Source organism: Brevundimonas sp. TSRC1-1, from assembly GCF_049898245.1.
GTDB lineage: Bacteria > Pseudomonadota > Alphaproteobacteria > Caulobacterales > Caulobacteraceae > Brevundimonas > Brevundimonas mediterranea_A.
Genome location: NZ_JAFCXI010000003.1, coordinates 419,737 through 440,143 on the forward strand (window position 1 = coordinate 419,737; position 20,407 = coordinate 440,143).

A 20,407-nucleotide genomic window follows, 5' to 3' on the forward strand; every position below is an offset into this window, starting at 1 on the left:
GTAGCGAAGGCTTGACGCCGGTCAACGCTGCGCCTTATCCAGAACCCATGTTCGCCGCCCGCGCCATCGCCGGCCTGTATTACCGCCCGCTGTAAGCGAGCGGCCCGCGAACACGCGCCGCCTTCGCTGGCGACGCGCTCTTCGGAAATGGAAGACGACCGCCGGCATCCCTGCTAACGGAGCCTCCGCCATGACCGAACACGCCTTCAAATCCGACTTCCTCCGCACCCTCCAGGCGCGCGGCTACATCCATCAGATCACCCACCCGGTCGAGCTGGATGCGGCGGCGGCCGACGGCGTGGTGGCGGGCTACATCGGCTTCGACGCCACCGCCCCGTCGCTGCACGTCGGCAGCCTGATCCAGATCATGATGCTGCGCCGGCTCCAGCAGGCGGGCGGCAAGCCCATCGTCCTGATGGGCGGCGGCACCACCAAGGTCGGCGACCCGACCGGCAAGGACACGTCGCGCCCCCAGCTGACCGAAGAGACCATCCAGTCGAACATCGACTCGATCCAGACGGTCTTCGCCAAATTCCTGACCTTCGGCGGCGGCCCGACCGACGCGGTCATGGTCAACAACGACGACTGGCTGTCGGGCTACGGCTACATCCAGTTCCTGCGCGATTTCGGCACCCACTTCACCGTCAACCGGATGCTGAGCTTCGATTCCGTCAAGCTGCGCCTTGAGCGCGAGCAGCCGATGACCTTCCTCGAGTTCAACTACATGCTGATGCAGTCGGTGGACTTCCTGGAGCTGAACCGCGCCCTGAAGGTGACCTTGCAGATGGGCGGGTCGGACCAGTGGGGCAATATCACCTCGGGCGTCGATCTGGTCCGCCGCGTGGACCAGAAGGCCGCCTTCGGCCTGACCACCCCGCTGCTGACCACGGCCTCGGGCGGCAAGATGGGCAAGACCGCCCAGGGCGCCGTCTGGCTGAACGCCGAACAGCTCAGCCCCTATGACTACTGGCAGTTCTGGCGCAACGCCGAGGACGCCGACGTCGGCCGCTTCATGCGCCTGTTCACCGACCTGAGCCTGGAGCAGGTCGCCGAATACGAGGCCCTGGAAGGCGCGGCCATCAACGACGCCAAGAAGGCCCTCGCCGACGCCGCCACCACCCTGCTGCATGGCGCCGAGGAAGCCGGCAAGGCCCGCGCCGCCGCCGAGACCGCCTTCGAGAAGGGTCAGGTCTCCGCCGACCTGCCGACCGTCGAACTGCCGGCGGCCGAGGTCTACGGCGCCATGATCGCCGCCGTCGTGACCAAGGCCGGCCTGACCGCCTCGAACGGCGAGGCGCGCCGCCTGGCCCAGGGCGGCGGCCTGCGCCTCAACGACGCCGCCGTGTCCGACGGCGCCCAACTGCTGACCGAGGCCGACCTCAAGGACGGCGTCATCAAGCTGGCGGCCGGCAAGAAGAAGATCGTACTCGTTCGCCCAACCTAACACCCCGTCACCCTCGGACTTGATCCGAGGGCCGGGCTTTCCGCCGCTCGTGCGAACGGGCGGCGCAGAACCCGCCCCCCTTCCGATCCTCGGGTCGAGCCCGAGGATGACGACAGGAACAGAGACCATGTCCGCCACCGAAGGCCAGCCCGCCCCCGCCCTCGACCTGCCGACCGACAACGGCGGCCAGGTTTCCCTCGCCGCCCTCAAGGGCAAGCCCGCCGTCGTCTATTTCTATCCCAAGGACGACACGACCGGCTGCACCCGCGAAGCCCAGGACTTCACCGCCCTGGCGCCCGACTTCGCCGCCCTGGGCGTTCCCGTCATCGGCGTGTCCAAGGACACGGTGAAGAAGCACGACAAGTTCAAGGCCAAGTACGACCTCGCCGTCGTCCTGGCCTCGGACGAGGACGGCGCGGCTTGCGAGGCCTGGGGCGTCTGGGTGCAGAAGAAGCTCTACGGCCGCGAATATATGGGCATAGAGCGCGCGACCTTCCTGATCGACGCCGACGGCCGGGTCGTCCGGGCCTGGCGCAACGTCAAGGTCGCCGACCACGCCGCCGCCGTTCTGGAGGCTGCCCGTTCATTGGGTTGAATTCCGATTCGGAGTTTCGCCAAATGCGCGAATCTCAATCAACAATCGCGTGATGAGGCCGTAAAACTTCATCAATCGTGGTTAACAGGGCGTGAACAGTCTTGCCCGTGTCATCGTTGCACCGGATAAACCCCACCTCGACGTGGGGGCGTTGCGTAATGACCGTGCAAGATCAGTCGCCGGAATCATCTTGGTTCGAACGTTTTTTGCCCGTTCGATACCTTTATCTGCGCAGCCGTGACGATATCCGGGCCTATGCCCTGACCGCGCAGAGACAGCTGGTTCTGGGCGCGGTCGCCGTGGCCGTCGTCCTCTGGTCCCTGGTGGCCTCCGGTGCCTTCCTGTTCGACCTCATCGCCCAGCACCGCTCCGACGCCGAGGTCGTGCGCGCGCGCGCCGCGTCGGAACGTCTGAACGCCGACCTTCAGGCCCGGCTGGAGAGCGCGGTGGTCCGCATGTCCGCCGCCAACGGCTCGCTGGAACAGACCGCCGCCATGATCGAACGGCGCCACGCCGCCCTGACCACGGTGATGACCGACTTCCATGGCGTGGAGGGAGCCCAGCGCGCCCTCGCGCCCGCCGCCATCCCCGACAGCGCCAGCCCGATCCAGCGGATCCTGGCCGTGCGGCTGGATCAGGAGCGGCTGCTGGACCGGGCCGAAGACTTCGCCCAGACCCGGGCCGAACGCCTGCGTCTCGCCTTCCGTCTGGCGGGTCTGAACCCCGCCGCCTATGTCGCCGCGTCCGAGCCCCTGGGCGGCCCCCTGGTCGAGGCGCGCGACCCGCGCGCCCTGGCCGCCATCCTGGACGTGGACGAGCCCTTCGCCGTCCGCATCCGCCACGCCGCCACCAACCTGAACGAGATGCGGGCCTTGACCGACGCGGCGGGGGGCCTGCCGTTCAAACGCCCGACACAGGCCCGCACCACCTCGGGCTTCGGCGTCCGCTTCGATCCGTTCAACGGCCGGCCCGCCGTCCACCAGGGCCAGGACTTCGCCGCTCCCCTGAACACGCCCATCTACGCCACGGCCCCGGGCGTGGTCGCCTACGCCGGCGTCCGTTCAGGCTATGGCAATACTGTAGAGCTAGACCATGGTCGCGGTTTCAAGACGCGTTACGCCCATCTCAACACCCTGGGGGTTCAGCCCGGCCAGTCGGTCGCGCTCGGCCAACGTATCGGAGGGATGGGCACGACGGGCCGCTCCACCGGCGTCCACCTCCATTACGAAGTCTGGCTGAACGGCCGACCCCAGAACCCCGCACGCTTCCTCAGAGCAGGAGACCAACTTGTTCAACAAAATTAGCAAACCCTCGAGCCCGACCCCGGCGGCTCGCCCGACCGCTCCGGTCATCCCGCCGCTGCCGGACATGCCCGCCGCGCCGCGCGCCGGCGGCGCCGCCCCTTCGGCCGTGCCGACCGGCCGCGGTCTGTCGACCCTGTCGTCCGACCTGGTGTTCGAAGGCAATGTCTCGGGCGCCGGCGATCTGCAGATCGACGGCCAGGTGAAGGGCGACGTCCGCGTCGGCCGCCTGATCGTCGGCGAGACCGGCGCCGTCGAAGGCAATGTTCAGGCTGACTATGTCGAGGTGCGCGGCCGGGTCGTCGGCGGCGTCCAGGGCAAGCAGGTCAAACTGGTCGCCACCGCCTATGTGGACGGCGACATCACGGCCGAACAGCTGTCGATCGACGTCGGCGCCTTCTTCCAGGGCCGCGTCGCCCAAGGGCAGCGTCAGGCGCCCGCCCCCGCCGCCGTGACCCCGGTCGCGCCGGTCGTGCAGGCGGCGGCCCCTCTCGCTCCGAAGCCGGAAACCGCTCCGGTCGTCCAGGGGAAGGAAACGGTCTGACCCCGAGGCCCTGAAGTCAAAAGGGCGGCCCGGTGTCCGGGCCGCCCTTTTTCTTGTCCGCGGTCGTCCCGGCGCCGATCAGGCGTCCGCGCTGGAGCCGCGCGTCTCGCCGACCCGCGCCGCCAGGGCCGCGCCCATGAAGGCGTCCAGATCACCGTCCAGCACCCCTTGGGTGTCCGAGGTCTCGACCTCGGTCCGCAGGTCCTTCACCATCTGGTACGGCTGCAGCACATAGGATCGGATCTGGTGGCCCCAGCCGATGTCCGTCTTGGCGTCCGCCAGGGCCTGGGCCACGGCTTCGCGCTTCTGCAGCTCCAGCTCATACAGCCGCGCCCGCAGCATCTTCCACGCCTGTTCGCGGTTCTGGTGCTGCGACCGGCCGGCCTGGCAGGCCACGACGGTGTTGGTCGGAACGTGGGTCAGACGCACGGCCGAGTCCGTCTTGTTGATGTGCTGGCCGCCGGCGCCCGAGGCCCGGTAGGTGTCGGTGCGGACGTCCGACGGATTGATGTCGATCTCGATGGCGTCGTCCACGACCGGCGACACCCCGATGGAGGCGAAGCTGGTGTGCCGCTTGGCCGCCGCGTCATAGGGGCTGATGCGCACCAGGCGGTGAACGCCTGATTCCGACTTCAGCCAGCCGTAGGCGTTCGGCCCGGAGATCAGGATGGTGGCCGACTTGACCCCCGCCTGTTCGCCCTCCTCGTGGGCCTCGATCGTGACCTCGTACCCATGCGCCTTGGCCCAGCGCGAATACATCCGCAGCAGCATGCCGGCCCAGTCGTTCGACTCCGTGCCGCCGGCGCCGGAGTTGACTTCCAGATAGGCGTCGTTGCCGTCGGCCTCGCCGGACAGCAGGGCTTCCAGCTCGGCCCGGGCGGCGCGGTCCTTGATGCCCCGCAGCAGGACGCGCGCCTCTTCCAGCGTACCCTCGTCGCCTTCCTCGTCCGCCATCTCGGCCAGCATCACCCCGTCCTCGAGGTCCTGCTCCATCGCCTTGACGGTGTTGATCTTGGCTTCCAGCTGCGAACGATCGCGGCTGACGGCCTGGGCTTCTTCGGGCTTGTCCCACAGGGTCGGATCCTCGACCCGTGCGTTCAGCTCATCGAGCTTTCTTAGAGCGACATCCCAGTCAAAGACGCCTCCTGAGCAGAGCGACGCTCTGCTCGATGTCGGCCTTCATGGCCTCGACATCCGGTCTCATCGCAATCTCCAGCGACACAAGGCCCTCAGACAGCAAGGCTCGCGGCCTTGCAAAAGGGCAGGATTAAAGGAAAACGGCGCGCCACGAGGACGCGCCGTTCGAAAGGCCTACCTAGAGCCTCAATACAATCCGCTCAAGTCCTCGGCCGGCGCCTTCTTCGGCGGAGGGGCGGCGGCGGGCGGCGGTGGCGCTGCGGCTGCGGCGGCCTCCTGCTCGCGGCGGATCACCTCATAATAGTTCTGGGGCCCGACGGGCTGGGTCGGGGCCTGGACCGGCCGCGGGGCCTGACGTTCCGTACCCGGACGGAATGCCTCTTCGATGCCGTTCACCATGCGGAAGACGGCGTTCTTGGGCCGCACGAAGGGCCGCGCCGGCCGTTCCTTCAGCGCCGTCTGCATGAATTCGGTGAACACCGGCACGGCGGCCGAGGCGCCCGCCTCGCCCGACCCCAGCGACCGGTTGTCGTCGAAGCCGATGAAGACGCCCACCACGATGTCGGTGGTGAAGCCGACGAACCAGGCCGACCGATATTCATTGGTCGTGCCGGTCTTGCCCGCCACCCAGCGGCCCAGGCCGCGCGCGCTGGCGGCCGTGCCCCGCTGGACCACGCCTTCCAGCATCGAACTCATCTGATAGGCGGTGATGGGATCGATGACCTGGGTTCCGCGCGGTTGAAGGCGCGGCGATTCCTGACCGGAGAAGCCCCGGGAGCAGTCGCGGCAGCTGCGGGTGTCGGCGCGGAAGATGGTCTCGCCGTCGCGATCCTGGACATAGTCGATCAGATAGGGGGTGACCCGCCGCCCGCCGTTGGCGAAGGCGGAATAGGCGGCCGTGATCTCCAGCGGCGTCACCTCGCCGGCCCCCAGCGACACCGAAAGGTTGGGCGTCAGGCCGGGGATGCCCATCCGGGCCGACTGATCGACGATCTTCTTCATGCCCACCGACTGGGCCAGCCGCACCGTCATGACGTTCCGGGACAGCTCCAGCCCGCGCCGCAAGCTCTGCGGCCCATAGTATTCGCGGCTGTAGTTCTCCGGCGTCCAGCGCTGGCCGTTGGCCCCGCCGGCGAAGCTGATCGGCGCGTCCAGCACGATGGAGGCCGGGGTGAAGTCGCCTTCCAGGGCGGTCGCATAGACGAAGGGCTTGAAGGCTGAACCCGGCTGGCGCCGCGCCTGGGTCGCCCGGTTGAAGCTGGACAGGGCGTAGGAATAGCCCCCCACCATCGCCAGCACCCGGCCCGACTGGGGCTCGATCGCCACCAGGGCGCCGTTGACGCGCGGCACCTGTTTCAGGGCGTACTGACCGCCCTTCCGCTCGACGAAGATCAGTTCGCCGCGCCGCAGTTGCTTGTTGGCGTTGGCCCAGGCGGCGTCGGCGGCGATCAGGGTTCCGGTCTCGTCATCCTTGGCGGTGCGGATGCGGACGGTGTTTCCGCTGACGCTCTCGATGGCGGCGGCTTGCCAGGTGCGGCGTTCGGGCGGCGCCTGTTCCTTCAGGGCGGCGGCCTGCCATCCCTCGGCGAAGTCCGTCGTGCCCCAGCCCCCGCGCCAGCCGTGGCGTCGGTCATAGTTCTCCAGCCCCTGCATCAGGGCCTGGCGCGCCGCCGTCTGCAGCGTCGGATCCAGGGTGGTGCGCATATAGAAGCCGCCGGCGCGCAGCTGCGCCCCGAAGTCCGGATTGGCGGCAGCCTGGCGCCGCGCCTCTTCCACGAAGAAGTCGGCGTCCTTGTACTCCGACCGTTGCGGCGCATCGCGCGTGACCAGCGGCCGGGCGCGCGCCTCGACCAGCTGGGCCTCGGTCAGCCAGCCGCTCTGCTCCATCTCGCCCAGCACCCAGTCCCGCCGGCCCTTGGCCGCGCCGGGGTGGCGTTTGGGGTGATAATTGTTCGGCCCCTTGGGCAGGGAGGCCAGGAAGGCCGCCTCGTCCGGGGTCAGCTGCGCCAGCGACTTGCCGAAATAGTTGTAGGCCGCCGAGGCGATGCCGAACGAGCGATAGCCCAGGAAGATCTCGTTCAGATACAGGTTGAGGATCTGCTCCTTGGACAGGGTCGCCTCCAGGCGATTGGCCAGGATGGCTTCCTTCAGCTTGCGGTTCAGGCTCGATTCATTGGTCAGCAGGACGTTCTTGGCCACCTGCTGGGTGATGGTCGATCCGCCCTCCAGCCGGCGCCCCTGCACCAGGTTGAAGATGTTCTTGATCGAGGCCCGGCCGATGCCGCCCACGTCGATCCCGCCGTGCTGGAAGAAGTTGCGGTCTTCCGCGGCCAGGAAGGCCTGCACCACGGTCAGGGGAATCTGGTCATAGGACACATAGATTCGGCGCTCGTCCGAGAATTCGCCGATCAGGGTGCCGTCGCCGGCATAGACCCGCGTCGCCGTCGGCGGCCGATAATCGGCCAGCTCGGACGCGTCCGGCAGGTCATGAAACAGCCATGCCGCATAGACGGCGACGACCAACCCCGCCAGGGCGATGCCGCCCAGCAGAACCATGCCCGCCCATACGAACCAGCGTTCGGCAATCTTCACTGCGTACTCCGACGACGCGCCCCGAAATCGTGCTTTAGCCCGCGTCGCCCCCTAAAGGCTAGGGCGCGGATGCAACGCCCCCTTCCCGTCTCCCGTTAAGCCCCCATCTGAAGCCTTCCCAATCCACAGGAGCCCACCATGGAAGTTCTGTATCGCGCCCAGGCCACAGCCTCCGGCGGCGGCCGCGAAGACGGCCGCTCGGCCACCGACGACGGCAAGATCGACGTCAAACTGTCCACGCCTGCGGAAATGGGCGGCAAGGGCGGCGACGGGACCAACCCCGAACAGCTGTTCGCCACCGGCTACGCCGCCTGCTACCTCGGCGCCCTGCGTCTGGTCAGCGGCAAGGCCGGAACCCCGGTCGGCCCGGACACCAAGATCACCGCCGGTATCGGCTTCGGCAAGAATACGCGCGGCGAGGGCTTCAACCTCGACGTCGACCTGACCGTCACCGACCACGGCCTGGACCAGGCGGTCATCGACGACCTGATCGAGAAGGCCCACCAGGTCTGTCCCTATTCCAACGCCACGCGCGGCAACGTCGATGTGAAACTGGCCGCCGTCTAATCCAGCGTGGTCCGGTAGCGCAGCATCGCCAGCGCTCCGACGGTCAGCACGAACAGCCCGAGTGCGAACAGGCTCGGCCCGGCGTTCTCCAGCCCGACGCCCTTGAGCAGCGATCCCCTCACCACCCGCAGAAAATGGGTGACGGGGATCGCCGTGCCGAGCGCCTGGGCCCAGTCGGGCATGCCCCGGAACGGGAACATGAAGCCCGACAGCAGGATCGACGGCAGCATGTAGAACACGCTCATCTGCATCGCCTGCAGCTGGGTCTTCGCCACCGTCGAGATCAGGAAGCCCAGGGCCAGCGAGCCGACGATGAACAGAATCAGCCCCGCCCCCAGGGCGATCCAGCCGCCGCTCATGGGCACGTTGAACAACAGCCGCGCCAGCACCAGGATCACCGTCGCCTGGACCAGGCCGACCAGCACATAGGGCGTCAGCTTGCCGACCATGACCTCCAGCGGCCGCACCGGCGTCGACAGCAGCGTCTCCATCGTGCCCCGCTCGCGTTCCCGCGCCATGCCCAGCGAGGTCATCATCACCAGCGTCATCGACAGGATCACGCCCAGCAGGCCGGGCACGATATTGTAGGCGGTGATGGCTTCGGGATTGTAGCGCCGGTGCACGATCACCTCAAAGGGCGCGGCGCCCGACGCCCGGGCGGCCAGCGGTCCGGTCAGGTCGCGCGTCAGCGCCTGCGCCGGCAGGTTCGCCAGGGCCGCCACCGCTCCGGAAGTCGCAGACGGATCGGTCGCGTCGGCCTCGACCAGGATCTGCGCCGCATCGCCGCGCACCACCCGTCGGGTGAAGTCGGCCGGGATGATCACGGCGAACTGCACCTCGCCCCGCTCCAGCGCCCGGTCCAGCTCCGGCTGGCTGCGCGCCTGCACGGCGATGTCGAAATAGCCGCTGTTGTGCAACGCCGTCAGGATCGAGCGCGAGAAGGCGCCATTGTCCTGCACCAGCACCGCCGTCGGCAGGTTCCGCGGATCGTCGTTGATGGCGTAGCCGAACAGCAGCAGTTGGATGATCGGCAGCAGCAGGATCATCGCATAGGTCAGCCGGTCGCGGGTCAGCTGGACGAACTCCTTGGCCATCACGGCCCAGGTGCGGGTCAGGGACAGCATCTCAGGCCGGCCTCCCCTTCTCCACCTCGATATCGTGGATCAGCTGGATGAACACGTCCTCCAACGTCGGCCGCGTCTCGCGCCATGTCAGCGGCGGTTTGCGGAACGGCCGGATCGCCGCCTCCAGCGCCGCGCGGTCCCGCCCAGACACATGCAGAACCGTGCCGAACGGCGCCGCCATCTCCACGCCCGGCTTCGCGCGCAGCTCGGCCCCCAGCCGGTCCGCCCCTGGCCCCTCGGCCTGAAAGGTCACCAGCCCCGAGGCCTCGATCACCGCGTCCGCCGTACCCCGCGCCAGGGTCCGACCGCCGGCGATATAGGCGATCTCGTGGCAGCGTTCGGCCTCATCCATGTAGTGGGTCGAGACCAGCACCGTCATGCCCTCGGCCGCCAGGGCGTGGATCTCGTCCCAGAAGGTGCGCCGCGCCTGCGGGTCGACCCCCGCCGTCGGCTCGTCGAGAAGCAGCAGATCGGGCCCGTGCAGCGTCGCCGCCGCCAGCGCCAGCCGCTGCTTCCAGCCGCCCGAAAGATGACCCGCCAGCTGCGCCCGCCGTTCGGTCAGCCCCAGCCGGTCCAGGGCTGTCTGCACCCGCTCGCGTCGCCGGTCCAACTCGTGCACCCGCGCCGTGAAGGTCAGGTTCTCCTCGATCGACAGGTCTTCGTAGAGAGAGAATTTCTGCGTCATATAGCCGACGCGCCGCTTGATCGCCTGCGACTGGCGCAAGACGTCATAGCCCAGCACCGTGCCCTCGCCGCTGTCCGGCGTCAGCAGGCCGCACAGCATCCGCAGCGTCGTCGTCTTGCCCGCCCCATTGGGCCCGAGGAAGCCGCAGATGCGCCCGCGTTCGACCGTGATGCCGAAATCCCTGACCGCGTGCAGTGGGCCAAACGACTTGTTCAGACCGCGCACGTCGATCACCGGTCCGGCGGCGTCGGTCACTCCCCCGCCCCCAGCGGCGTCACATCCACCGGCAGGCCCGGGTTCAACGTCGCCGCCTGCTCCGGCCGCGCCTCGATCCGATAGACCAGCCGGTCCCGGCTGGCGCGGCTGTACAGAACCGGCGGGGTGAACTCGGGCCGCGGGCTGACCCAGCTGATCCGGGCGCGTCTCGCCGCCCCGCAGCCGTCGCAGCTGAACCGCACCGTCCCGCCGGGCCGATAGCGGGCCATCTCCGCCTCGGGCGCGAAGAAGACCAGCTTGACCTCGCTGTCCGGCAGCAGGGCCATCACCGGCGTATTGGCCCCCGCCCACTCACCGGGCTGGAAGAAGATCTCCTCGACCCGCGCCGCCACCGGCGCCGTCGGCGACAACTGGCCCAGCCGCGCCTCGGCCTCGCTCAGCCCGCCGCCCGCTTGCAAGGCCTGCTGTTCCGCCTGCGAGATCGCATCCTGCCGCGCCCCCATCGCCGCCACATCGCGCCGTCGCCTGACCGCCGCCGTCTGGGCGCGGGCCGCGTCGCGCGCCGCCCGCGCCTGATCCAGCCGCGCCGGTGCATAGATGCCCTGCCGCACCAGCGGCTCGATCCGCGCAAAGTCCGCCTCGGCGGCCCGCTCGCTGGCCTGGGCGGCGGCCAGTTCGGCGTCGAACACCGACAGTTCCTCAACGCGCTGGCCCTTTCTCAGGTCGGCGGCCCGCGCCTCGGCCGCACCGACCGCCGCCGCCGCGCTGTCGGCCTGGGCCTGCTGCACCCGCGGGTCGATCAGGAAGGTGCGGCCGCCCGCCGCCACCCGCTCGCCTTCCCGCACATAGAGGGCAGAGACGGCGCCCGAGACCGGCGCCGCCAGATAGACCCGCTCGCCCTCGATATAGCCGGTCAGGGTCCGCGCCCCGTCGCCGCGCAGGACCAACCACCAGACGAGAGCTCCAACGACGGCGATCGCCCCGATCGCCAGCACGAACCGCACGCTCATGCCCGGGCGTTTCATGGTTTCATTCCCCTCAGGACCGTATCCAGATGCTGGTCGGCCAGCGCCACCGGGTCGATCGTGCCGGCCCCGATCGGCTCGAAGGTCTCGCGCCAGATCATCGCCAGCAGCATCGGCCCTATCAGGCCGAAGACGAACAATCGCGGATCGCCCGCCCGCACCTCGCCGCGCGCCTGCGCCGCTGCGATCAGCCCGCCGATCAGCCACAGCCCCGGCGCGACCACCGTCTCATGCCAGATGGTCGCCAGTTCGGGATGGTTGCGGCTTTCGGCGATGACCAGCTTGACCACGCCGCTGATGCGTCGGTCAGTGACCACCGTCCGCGCCAGCATGCCGATCCCCAGCCGCGCCGCCTGTTCGAACGGAACCTCGGCCGAGGCCATGGCCTTGACCCGCTCGATGTTGGGCGAGATGGCGTCGGTCACCACAGCCCGGAACAGATCGGCCTTGGTCTCGAAATACAGATACAGCGCCCCCTTCGACACTCCGGCCCGCCGCGCCACCTCCTCCAGCCGCGCGCCCTGGAAGCCGCGCTCGGCGAACACGTCCAGGGCGGCGGCGAGGATTTCAGCCGGGCGATCGGCGGGGCGGCGTCGGAATTTGGGCTCGCCGACGGACAAGATGACGCCTCTTTATAACTGACCGGTCAGTTATTAATTAGCCGGAACCCGGCTGTAAAGCCGCGTCCTCCCATCCTCGTCAAAGCGCCCACTGGACCCCGCGGCGCTGGAATTCTAAGGGATGCGGATGACCTCCCCGCTCGACGCCACTCCCGACCCCCTGCTGACGCTCGAACCCGCCCGCCGCGTGACCCTGCGCGAGGCCTTCGGCGTGGACAGCGACATGACCGTGCCCGCCTTCGCCGAGCGCGACAGCCATGTGCCCGAGATCGACGAGGCCTATCGCTTCGACCCGCAGACGACGATCGCCATCTGCGCCGGCTTCGCATTCGACCGCCGCGTCATGGTCCAAGGCTATCACGGCACGGGCAAGTCGACCCATATCGAACAGGTCGCCGCCCGCCTGAACTGGCCCCTGGTGCGCGTCAACCTGGACAGCCATGTCAGCCGGATCGACCTGATCGGCAAGGACGCCATCGTCCTGAAGGACGGCAAGCAGATCACCGAATTCCGCGAGGGCATCCTGCCCTGGGCGCTGCAACGCCCCGTCGCCCTGGTGTTCGACGAATATGACGCCGGCCGCCCCGACGTGATGTTCGTGATCCAGCGCGTGCTCGAGGCCCAGGGCCGCCTGACCCTGCTGGACCAGAACCGCGTCATCCGCCCCAACAAGCATTTCCGCCTGTTCGCCACGACCAATACCATCGGCCTGGGCGACACCACGGGCCTGTATCACGGCGCGCAACAGATCAATCAGGCCCAGTTGGACCGCTGGAACATCGTGACGACGCTGAACTACCTCGACCACGACGTCGAGGCCGAGATCGTCGCCGCCAAGGTGCCCGAGTGGAAGGACGCCGAGGGCCGCCGTCGCATCGCCGCCATGGTCCGCGTCGCCGACATGACCAGGAACGCCTTCATGAACGGCGACATCTCCACCGTCATGTCGCCCCGCACCGTCATCACCTGGGCCCAGAACGCCATCATCTTCGGCGGCGACCTGGCGCTCAGCTTCCGCCTGACCTTCCTGAACAAGTGCGACGAACTGGAACGCCCCACCATCGCGGAATTCTACCAGCGCGCCTTCGGCGAAGACCTGCCCGAGGCGGCCACGCGGGTGAAGGTGGGCTGAAACGCCCCAGATTGAGGCCTCGTTAAGCTCCCTCGCGTAAGGCCACGCTTGAAGCGGGGACTTGGCGTAGTGGCCGACAGTACAGATTACCTAAAAGCCTATGCCGACCGTTACCGGGACATGTTCCCGGTGCGGCTGGTCACTATCGCCGCGATCGTGATCGTGGGCTGGTGGGTGATCGGCTGGGGTTGGGCGACCAATTTCGCGGTCTTCCAGTTCGGCCTCTACCTGGTGCTCTGGAACGTCGTCCAGACCGCTCGCGCCCGCCCCCGCGCCCCGGGGGCCGAGCGACGTTTCAGGCTCAGCACCGAGGCCGTCACCCTCGGCCTCTCCACGCACAACGCCCTGTTCATTCTCGCGGTCTGGCATTCCCAGCCCCATTATCTCGACTATCTGCGCCTGCTGCTGGCCGGCAATCTGATGGTCGGCGCCCTTCAGGTGCACATCAGCCGGCGCAGTTTCGCCGCCGCCGTCGTCCCGCCGTCCATCGCGGCCATGATCCTCGCCTCCAACCAGCCCCAGGCGACCACGGGGATCAAGGTCGCCGTCGGCGTGTTCGTCCTGGGCGTCATCGCCGCCTCCTGGCGCCAATGGCGCAGCGATCGCCAGACGGTCGAACTGATGGTGGCCCTGACCGAACGCTCGCGCGAGCTTCAGACCGCCCTGGCCCAGGCCGAGACCGACCGCGCCGCCGCCGAACGGGCCAACAAGGCCAAGTCCCGCTTCCTGGCCATGATCAGCCACGAGGTCCGCACCCCCCTGAACGTCATCCTGGGCCTGACCGAGGTGTTGCGCGGCCGTCGTCGCCCCAAGGCCGAGGCCGCCGTGATCGACGACATGGCCGAGGCCGGGGGGATGCTGTTGCGCCTGCTGAACGGCGCCCTGGACATCTCCAAGATCGAGTCCGGCGAGGTCGATCTGCGCCTCGCCCCGGTCGATCTGGGCGAGCGGCTGGACGCCATCGCGCGCGTCTGGCGATCCCGCGTGGACGAACTGGGCCTGAGCCTGAAGATCGAGCTTCAGGGCGTGCGCGAGCATTTCGTCGTGATGACGGACGAGGGTCGGGTCGAGCAGGTCCTGATCAACTATCTGTCCAATGCGCTGAAGCTGACGCCGGCCGGGACCATCTGCATCCGGATCCGCGCCCTGCCCGCCGCCGACGGCCGCATCGACCTGGATTTCGAGGTTCACGACCAGGGCCCCGGCGTGCCCGAGGATCAGCGCGAACGCATCTTCCTGCCGTTCGAACAACTGGACGCCGGCCGCGCGGCGGGCGGCGCCGGCCTGGGTCTGGCCCTGTGTCGCGCCAGCGTCCAGGCCCTGGGCGGCGCCCTCGGCGTGCGGGCGGCCCAGCCCCGGGGCGCGGTCTTCTGGTTCCGCTTCACGGCCGAGCGGGCGACGCTTTCGACCGCCGCCGTCCAGCCTCACGCCTCGGTCGCCGCCCCGCGCGCGCCCCGCGTCCTGGCCGCCGAGGATCATGCGGCGAACCGCAAGCTGCTGGCCCTGCTGTTCCAGTCCTTCGGCCTGGACCTGGTGCTGGTCGAGAACGGGCGCGAGGCGGTCGAGGCCCTGCGCGCGACGCCCTTCGATCTGGTCCTGATGGATGTGATGATGCCGGTCATGGACGGGGTCGAGGCCCTGACGGCGATCCGCGCCGAGGAGGCCGCCACCGGCCGCCCCCGCACGGCGATCCAGATGCTGACCGCCAATGTGTTCGACGAGGACGTGGCCCGCTACATGGCGGCCGGCGCCGACGGCGTTCTGCGCAAGCCCATCGAGATCGCCGCCCTCCAGGCCGTTCTCTCGGCCGCCCCCCAGCACGCTGACGCCTGACGGGGCCGCGCGCCCACACGCCGTCGTGGCGCGAATCCCTTCGCCGCCCTATCTTGGGTGAACATGCCCATCCGCCGCCTCTCCCCCGAAACCGTCAACCGCATCGCCGCCGGCGAGGTGGTCGAGCGCCCGGCCAGCGCCATCAAGGAACTGGTCGAGAACGCCCTGGACGCGGGCGGCCGCAATATCGAGATCCAGGCCGACGGCGGGGGCCTGTCGCGCATCCTGATCGCCGACGACGGCAAGGGCATCCCGAAAGACGAGCTGCCCCTGGCCATCGAGCGCCACGCCACCTCCAAGCTGGAGCCCGACGACGCCGGCGATGTGGACCTGTTGCGCATCCACACCCTGGGCTTCCGGGGCGAGGCCCTGCCCTCGATCGGCTCGGTCGCCCGCCTGTCGATCACCACCCGGTCGCGTGACGAGGCCGAGGCCTGGGTCATCCAAGTCGAGGGCGGCGCCACCCGTCCCCTGGCCCCCGCCCCCTTCCCCGGCCCGCACGGCGCGCGGGTCGAGGTGCGCGACCTCTTCTACGCCACCCCCGCCCGGCTCAAGTTCATGAAGTCCGAACGGGCCGAGGCCATGGCCATTTCGGAAGAGATCAAACGCCAGGCCATGGCGCACGAGGCCGTGGCCTTCACCCTGTCGCTGGACGGCAAGGTCGCCCTTCGCCTGCCCGCCGAACACCCCGGCGACGAAGGCCGGCTGAAGCGGCTGTCGGCCCTGCTGGGCCGCGATTTCGAGGCCAACGCCCTGCTGATCGATCAGGCGCGGGACGGGGTGCGCCTGTCGGGCTACGCCGGCCTGCCCACCTATTCGCGCGGCAATGCGGCGCATCAGTATCTGTTCGTCAACGGCCGCCCGGTGAAGGACCGGCTGCTGCAAGGGGCCCTGCGCGGCGCCTATGCCGACTTCCTGGCCAGGGACCGGCACCCGGCCGCCGTCCTGTTCCTGGACATCGACCCGCTGTACGTGGACGTCAACGTCCACCCCGCCAAGGCCGAGGTCCGGTTCCGTGACCCGGCCCTGGTGCGCGGCCTGATCGTCGGCGCCCTGCGTCACGCCCTCCACGCCGCCGGCCACCGCGCCTCCACCACCGTCGCCGCCGACGCCATGGCCGGTTTTCAGCCCCACACCGGCGTCACCACCGGACCGGCCTACAGCCCCAGTTCCCCCTCGGCCCAGGGGTTCAGCGGCTGGACCGGCTGGTCCCAGCCCGCCGCCGCCCAAGTCCTGCCCGGCCTCAACGAACGCAGCGCCCGCGTGGAACCGAGCTGGGACGCCCCGTCATGGACGCAACAGCCGCCCGCCGACGCCGCCAGTCACGACTCACGATTCACTCCTCACGCCCCGCCCATCGACCCCCTCGACTACCCCCTGGGCGCCGCGCGGGGCCAACTGCACGCCAACTATATCGTGGCCCAGACCCGCGACGGCCTGGTCATCGTCGATCAGCACGCCGCCCACGAGCGGCTGGTCTATGAGCGGATGAAGGCCCAGATGGCCGAGGGGTCCGTGACCCGCCAGGCCCTGCTGACGCCCGAGGTGGTCGATCTGGACCCGGCCGAGGCCGAACGCGTCGCCTCGCGCGCCGAGGAACTGGCCGAGATGGGCCTGATCGTCGAGGCCTTCGGCGCCGGCGCCGTCCTGGTGCGCGAGACCCCGGCCATGCTGGGCGACACCGACGTCCAGGGCCTGATCCGCGACATCGCCGACGATCTGGCCGAACACGGCGCCGCCCTGTCGCTGAAGGAACGGATGGCCGAGGTCTGCGGCACCATGGCCTGCCACGGCAGCGTCCGCTCCGGCCGCATCCTCAGCGCCCCCGAGATGAACGCCCTCCTCCGCCAGATGGAAGCCACCCCGCACAGCGGCCAGTGCAACCACGGCCGGCCGACCTATGTGGAGCTGAAGCTGCACGATCTGGAGAGGTTGTTTGGGAGAAGGTGAAGGGTGAGTGGTGAGCGCGCCTCCACGCCATACCCCATTCTCGAGCGTTCGCGCCGCCCCCACCCCAACTCGTCATCCTCGGGCTTGTCCCGAGGATCCATACGCCCGATCCTGACGCTGGCGCACCCTACGGACACGCGCATTCCAAGGAGTGAATCAGCAAGTGATAAATATCCCGCCGATCATTGAGCGCATCACAGAACTTCTAAATCAAGATACTGATGCCAGCGTCACCTACGCCGCTCTAGAAGCTCGCCTTGCCTTGGAAAAGGTTTGTTATGATCGTCTTAGACAATGCCACGACTATATTTCACATGAAGATTTGAAAAAATGGCAACCAAACCAGGTCGTAAACACACTGATTAATGACGTTGACCAACACGCAACGTCCACCCGAACATTAAGTATTTCCCGACTACCTTCCGTGGAGGGAAGAGACCCTAAAGACGAAGATTACGTCGAAATAGGAACGGAGGTCGGGTTTGATCCGAAGCTGATGGGAAAATTTTGGAATGCCTTGGCGAAGCTGGCTCTTCACGTGCGGCTTCCTCAAAGCAGAAACGATGTAATCCCGAACTATGGAGACAAGGAAAAAATTAAAGCAAAAGTGATAGATGTTATTACTGAGCTGAGAAGACTATCCAATACAACGATGACTTTTTCCGGAATCGGAGAAGAAGTTTCTTTTGAATGCGATTGTGGAACTAAGAATCGCAGGCGTGCAGATTTACTTAAAGAAGGGCAAGTCGTATCCTGCATCAATCCTGAATGTGCAGGCAGTTGGCATGTCAGAATCGACGGTAAAGACATCGGCTTCAAGGCCAGATTGGCGCATATAAAATGCGAACAATGCGCCAAGTGCAATCACATCCCATGGCGCTCCGTTGCCGCGATGAAATATGATCAGGTTGGATCGTTTTACTGCGACTCTTGCGAGTACAAAAACTATTTTAAGTGGGTCCTCAAACAAGTTCGGCCTGAAATAGTCTTGGACTAATAAATTGACGCTTCCCTCCATCCTCTTCGTCTGCCTCGGCAACATCTGTCGCTCCCCCCTCGCCGAGGCCGCCCTCCGCGCCGAGGCTCAACGCCTGCGGCTCGACCTGATCGTCGAGTCCGCCGGCACGGGGAACTGGCATGTCGGCCATCCGCCCGATCCGCGCGCCCAGGCCGTGGCGCGCAAACATGGGATCGATATTTCCGGCTATCAGGGCCGGCAGGTGACGCCGGCGGACTTCCGCCGCTTCACCCACGTCATCGCCCTGGACCACGACAACCTGGCTGATCTGCGCCGGATCGCCCCCAGGGACGATGAAGGGGGCGCCGTCGCCGAACTCAGCCTGCTGCTCGACCACGTGCCCGGCCGCGAGGGCCAGGCCGTGACCGATCCCTATTTCGGCGACGACGCCGGGTTCGACGTCACCTGGGCCGAGGTGACGGCGGCGGCGGAACAGCTGGCCGGGAGACTGCGCCGCACGCGCGACTGACCGCGCCCCCTCCGTCTCGCCGGCTTCGCCGGCGATCCACCTCCCCCAAGGGGGGAGGATTTCGGTCGTCGTCACCGTTCGCATTCCTCCCCCCTTGGGGGAGGGGGACCGCCGCGCCTCTTCGCGCGGTGGTGGAGGGGGCTTGCCGCGCACCGGGTCTCGACGCACATTCCCGCCATGGATGCATCACGCAAAACCCTGGATCGCGCCCGTGAACTCCGCCGCAGCCTGACCCTGCCCGAGGTCCTGCTGTGGCAGGCGTTGCGCAAACGCGGGCTGTGCGGGGCGCGGTTCCGGCGTCAGCATCCGATCGGGCCCTATATCCTCGACTTCTACTGCGACGCGGCCCGGCTGGCGGTCGAGATCGACGGGTCCAGCCATGACGCCCCCGATCAGGCGCGGCATGACGCCCGCCGCACCGACTGGCTGAACCAGAGGGGCGTCGCCGTGCTGCGGATACCGGCGCGGGATGTGCTGGCGGACATGGCCGGGGTGCTGGAGGGGATCGGGTTGCGGCTCAGGGGCTAGACGGGCCCCCTCCGTCTCGCCGGCTTCGCCGGCGATCCACCTCCCCCAAGGGGGGAGGATTTCGGTCATCACCACGCGCATTCTCGGTCATCACCGTTCGCATTCCTCCCCCCTTGGGGGAGGGGGACCGCCGCGCCTCTTCGCGCGGTGGTGGAGGGGGCCGCCGCGCGGCCGGCGCCCGAAGCGGTCGCACCCGCCGTCGGCCTCGACGATCAGTCGCGGCCCCGTCCCGTGATCCTGCGCCAGATGCGCTTGCGCGCCTCGACCACCGACACCCCCAGCAGGGCCGCCGTGGTCCAGAACAGGGCCTCGGTCGTCACCGCAGCGACAATGGCCAGGGTGATGCGCGCCCCGCGATCCAGATCCAGATAGAGGCCCAGCCCGAACCCGGCCCAGGCGCACACCGCCGCCACCAGCAGGGCCGCCGCCAGGGCCTTCAAAAATCCCTTACTGCGCATCAGCACGCCCTTTTTCGGCGTCTCCACCGTCCCTGTCTCGATCGTCATGGCGAACTCCTTTGTTTTTCGACGCCTGACCTGAAAGTCTCGGCCGGTTCCTGAGTCTTTCATCCCGACCGACGATTTTTTCACGGAGACCGCCGCGCTTGGGACGCGACCAGACCTTCGAGGCCCTGCTGGCCGAGCACGGCGGCATGCTGCGCCGCATCGCCTCGGCCTATGAGGCGGATCGCGAGCGGCGGCGCGAGCTCGAGCAGGACATATTGCTGGCCGTCTGGCGCGCCCTGCCCAAACACCGGGGCGAGGCGCCCCTGCGCCATTTCATCGCCCGGGTGGCCCACAATCGCGCCGTCACCCATGTGGCCCGCGAGGCGGCCGAGACGCGGGATCTGCACGAACGGCTGGGCCAGGCGGTGCGCGCCCTGCCCCTGTCGCTGCGCCAGCCGGCGCTTCTGACCCTGGAAGGCTTCGCCCCGGCCGAGATCGCCGACATGCTGGGCCTGAACCCCAACACCGTCTCCATCCGCCTGACCCGCGCAAAGGCGGCGCTGCGAGAGGCCCTGAACCCCGCTCCGTCCCAAGAGGTCCGCCCATGACCCGCCCTGATGACGACTGGACCGACCTGACCCAGGCCTGGACCGAAACCCCCGACCCCGAACCCCGGCTGGACGCCGGCTTCATCCGGTCGCTGCGCCGCCGCGACCGGCTGGCGCGGCTCAATTTCTGGGTGGAGATGGGCGGCGGGGTCGTCGTGCTGGGGGTCGTGGGCTGGGGCGCCTATCGCGGCCTTCCCCTGGCCCCGCTCGCGGCCGGCCTGGCCTTCGTCCTCGTGGCCCTGGGCCTGACCGTCTGGGCGCGACGCGACCATCCCGGCCTATTGACCGAGACGCCCCAGGCCGGGCTTCGCTTCGCCCTGGGCCAGGCCCGCACCGGCTATCGCTGGGCCCTGTCCGGCGTCGCCATCAGCGTGGCGGCCATGATCTTCCTGGGGGTCATCCTGACGACGGTCGATCCCGCGCAGGGGCCAGCCGGGGCCGTCATCGCCGGGATGTTCGGCTTCCTGGTCATCTGCATCGGCTACTACCTGCGTCACGCCCGCCGCTGCCGCCGTCGGATGGCGGCGCATCGGGCGGCGCTGGAGGCGCTGGAAATAGACGCCCCGTAGGTCC

At 68.3% G+C, this 20,407-nt stretch carries 20 protein-coding genes; 13 read left to right on the forward strand and 7 right to left on the reverse strand.

Going from position 1 to position 20,407, the window contains the following annotated elements; translation table 11 throughout:
- The first annotated feature begins 190 nt into the window (after positions 1-190).
- The 4 genes from tyrS (at position 191) to ACP7CK_RS12030 (ending at position 3,884) form a co-directional block, all read left to right on the forward strand.
- Positions 191-1,444 (forward strand): tyrosine--tRNA ligase, encoded by a 1,254-nt coding sequence (gene tyrS / locus ACP7CK_RS12015; protein ID WP_426026125.1) that lies wholly within the window; start codon positions 191-193, stop codon positions 1,442-1,444.
- A 127-nt stretch (positions 1,445-1,571) separates the two neighbouring features.
- Positions 1,572-2,039: a peroxiredoxin gene (locus tag ACP7CK_RS12020; RefSeq protein ID WP_426026126.1), complete on the forward strand. Its 468-nt coding sequence runs from the start codon at positions 1,572-1,574 to the stop codon at positions 2,037-2,039.
- A gap of 158 nt (positions 2,040-2,197) precedes the next feature.
- Complete coding sequence (locus tag ACP7CK_RS12025; RefSeq protein ID WP_008264420.1) at positions 2,198-3,343, forward strand: peptidoglycan DD-metalloendopeptidase family protein; 1,146 nt, start codon at positions 2,198-2,200, stop codon at positions 3,341-3,343.
- Positions 3,327-3,884 (forward strand): bactofilin family protein, encoded by a 558-nt coding sequence (locus ACP7CK_RS12030; RefSeq protein ID WP_040350235.1) that lies wholly within the window; start codon positions 3,327-3,329, stop codon positions 3,882-3,884. The genes ACP7CK_RS12025 and ACP7CK_RS12030 overlap by 17 nt, the downstream gene beginning before the upstream one ends.
- A 78-nt stretch (positions 3,885-3,962) precedes the next feature.
- Here ACP7CK_RS12030 and prfB read toward each other — a convergent pair.
- Positions 3,963-5,088, reverse strand: a protein-coding gene (prfB, locus tag ACP7CK_RS12035; RefSeq protein WP_292148240.1) for a peptide chain release factor 2 whose coding sequence is annotated in 2 segments (ribosomal slippage) — positions 3,963-5,018 and positions 5,020-5,088 — 1,125 coding nt in all. Because the reading frame shifts where the segments join, the coding sequence is not laid out codon by codon here.
- Between the two features lie 119 nt (positions 5,089-5,207).
- Positions 5,208-7,613 (reverse strand): penicillin-binding protein 1A, encoded by a 2,406-nt coding sequence (locus ACP7CK_RS12040; RefSeq protein ID WP_426026127.1) that lies wholly within the window; start codon positions 7,611-7,613, stop codon positions 5,208-5,210.
- Between the two features lie 138 nt (positions 7,614-7,751).
- Here ACP7CK_RS12040 and ACP7CK_RS12045 point away from each other — a divergent pair, with 138 nt between their 5' ends.
- A complete protein-coding gene (locus ACP7CK_RS12045) occupies positions 7,752-8,180 on the forward strand; it encodes an organic hydroperoxide resistance protein (RefSeq protein WP_426026128.1) in 429 nt (142 codons plus the stop codon).
- Here the strand turns inward: ACP7CK_RS12045 and ACP7CK_RS12050 are convergent.
- From ACP7CK_RS12050 to ACP7CK_RS12065, 4 genes are read right to left on the reverse strand one after another with little or no spacing between them, the layout of a single operon-like run.
- Complete coding sequence (locus ACP7CK_RS12050; RefSeq protein ID WP_292148238.1) at positions 8,177-9,304, reverse strand: ABC transporter permease; 1,128 nt, start codon at positions 9,302-9,304, stop codon at positions 8,177-8,179. The two genes, ACP7CK_RS12045 and ACP7CK_RS12050, sit on opposite strands and share 4 nt — an antisense overlap.
- Before the next feature lies 1 nt (position 9,305).
- Positions 9,306-10,244: an ABC transporter ATP-binding protein gene (locus ACP7CK_RS12055; protein ID WP_426026129.1), complete on the reverse strand. Its 939-nt coding sequence runs from the start codon at positions 10,242-10,244 to the stop codon at positions 9,306-9,308.
- Positions 10,241-11,230: an HlyD family secretion protein gene (locus tag ACP7CK_RS12060; RefSeq protein ID WP_426026130.1), complete on the reverse strand. Its 990-nt coding sequence runs from the start codon at positions 11,228-11,230 to the stop codon at positions 10,241-10,243. The genes ACP7CK_RS12055 and ACP7CK_RS12060 overlap by 4 nt, the downstream gene beginning before the upstream one ends.
- Positions 11,227-11,850 (reverse strand): TetR/AcrR family transcriptional regulator, encoded by a 624-nt coding sequence (locus ACP7CK_RS12065; RefSeq protein ID WP_292148235.1) that lies wholly within the window; start codon positions 11,848-11,850, stop codon positions 11,227-11,229. The genes ACP7CK_RS12060 and ACP7CK_RS12065 overlap by 4 nt, the downstream gene beginning before the upstream one ends.
- Positions 11,851-11,971: 121 nt before the next feature.
- Between ACP7CK_RS12065 and cobS the strand changes: the two genes are divergently transcribed.
- From cobS to ACP7CK_RS12095, 6 genes are all read left to right on the forward strand, one after another.
- Positions 11,972-12,982: a cobaltochelatase subunit CobS gene (cobS, locus tag ACP7CK_RS12070; protein WP_372705679.1), complete on the forward strand. Its 1,011-nt coding sequence runs from the start codon at positions 11,972-11,974 to the stop codon at positions 12,980-12,982.
- 69 nt (positions 12,983-13,051) lie between these two features.
- Positions 13,052-14,815: a response regulator gene (locus ACP7CK_RS12075; RefSeq protein ID WP_426026131.1), complete on the forward strand. Its 1,764-nt coding sequence runs from the start codon at positions 13,052-13,054 to the stop codon at positions 14,813-14,815.
- Positions 14,816-14,878: 63 nt separating this feature from the next.
- Positions 14,879-16,765, forward strand: coding sequence for a DNA mismatch repair endonuclease MutL (gene mutL, locus ACP7CK_RS12080; RefSeq protein WP_426026132.1), 1,887 nt, complete (start codon positions 14,879-14,881; stop codon positions 16,763-16,765).
- Positions 16,766-16,928: 163 nt separating this feature from the next.
- The gene (locus ACP7CK_RS12085; protein WP_426026133.1) at positions 16,929-17,762 is read left to right on the forward strand and encodes a hypothetical protein; all 834 of its coding nucleotides are present in this window, start codon (positions 16,929-16,931) and stop codon (positions 17,760-17,762) included.
- Positions 17,763-17,766: 4 nt separating this feature from the next.
- Positions 17,767-18,252, forward strand: coding sequence for a low molecular weight protein-tyrosine-phosphatase (locus ACP7CK_RS12090; RefSeq protein ID WP_426026134.1), 486 nt, complete (start codon positions 17,767-17,769; stop codon positions 18,250-18,252).
- A 177-nt stretch (positions 18,253-18,429) separates the two neighbouring features.
- A complete protein-coding gene (locus ACP7CK_RS12095) occupies positions 18,430-18,780 on the forward strand; it encodes an endonuclease domain-containing protein (RefSeq protein ID WP_426026135.1) in 351 nt (116 codons plus the stop codon).
- 212 nt (positions 18,781-18,992) lie between these two features.
- On the opposite strand, the gene ACP7CK_RS12100 is transcribed toward ACP7CK_RS12095, so the two are convergent.
- Positions 18,993-19,286, reverse strand: a complete 294-nt coding sequence (locus ACP7CK_RS12100; protein ID WP_426026136.1) for a hypothetical protein — start codon at positions 19,284-19,286, stop codon at positions 18,993-18,995.
- 98 nt (positions 19,287-19,384) lie between these two features.
- Between ACP7CK_RS12100 and ACP7CK_RS12105 the strand changes: the two genes are divergently transcribed.
- Positions 19,385-19,834 (forward strand): RNA polymerase sigma factor, encoded by a 450-nt coding sequence (locus ACP7CK_RS12105; protein ID WP_426026137.1) that lies wholly within the window; start codon positions 19,385-19,387, stop codon positions 19,832-19,834.
- Positions 19,831-20,403 carry a hypothetical protein gene (locus tag ACP7CK_RS12110; protein ID WP_426026138.1) on the forward strand — a complete coding sequence of 191 codons (573 nt, stop codon included), beginning with the start codon at positions 19,831-19,833 and terminating at the stop codon, positions 20,401-20,403. The genes ACP7CK_RS12105 and ACP7CK_RS12110 overlap by 4 nt, the downstream gene beginning before the upstream one ends.
- Positions 20,404-20,407: the final 4 nt, after the last annotated feature.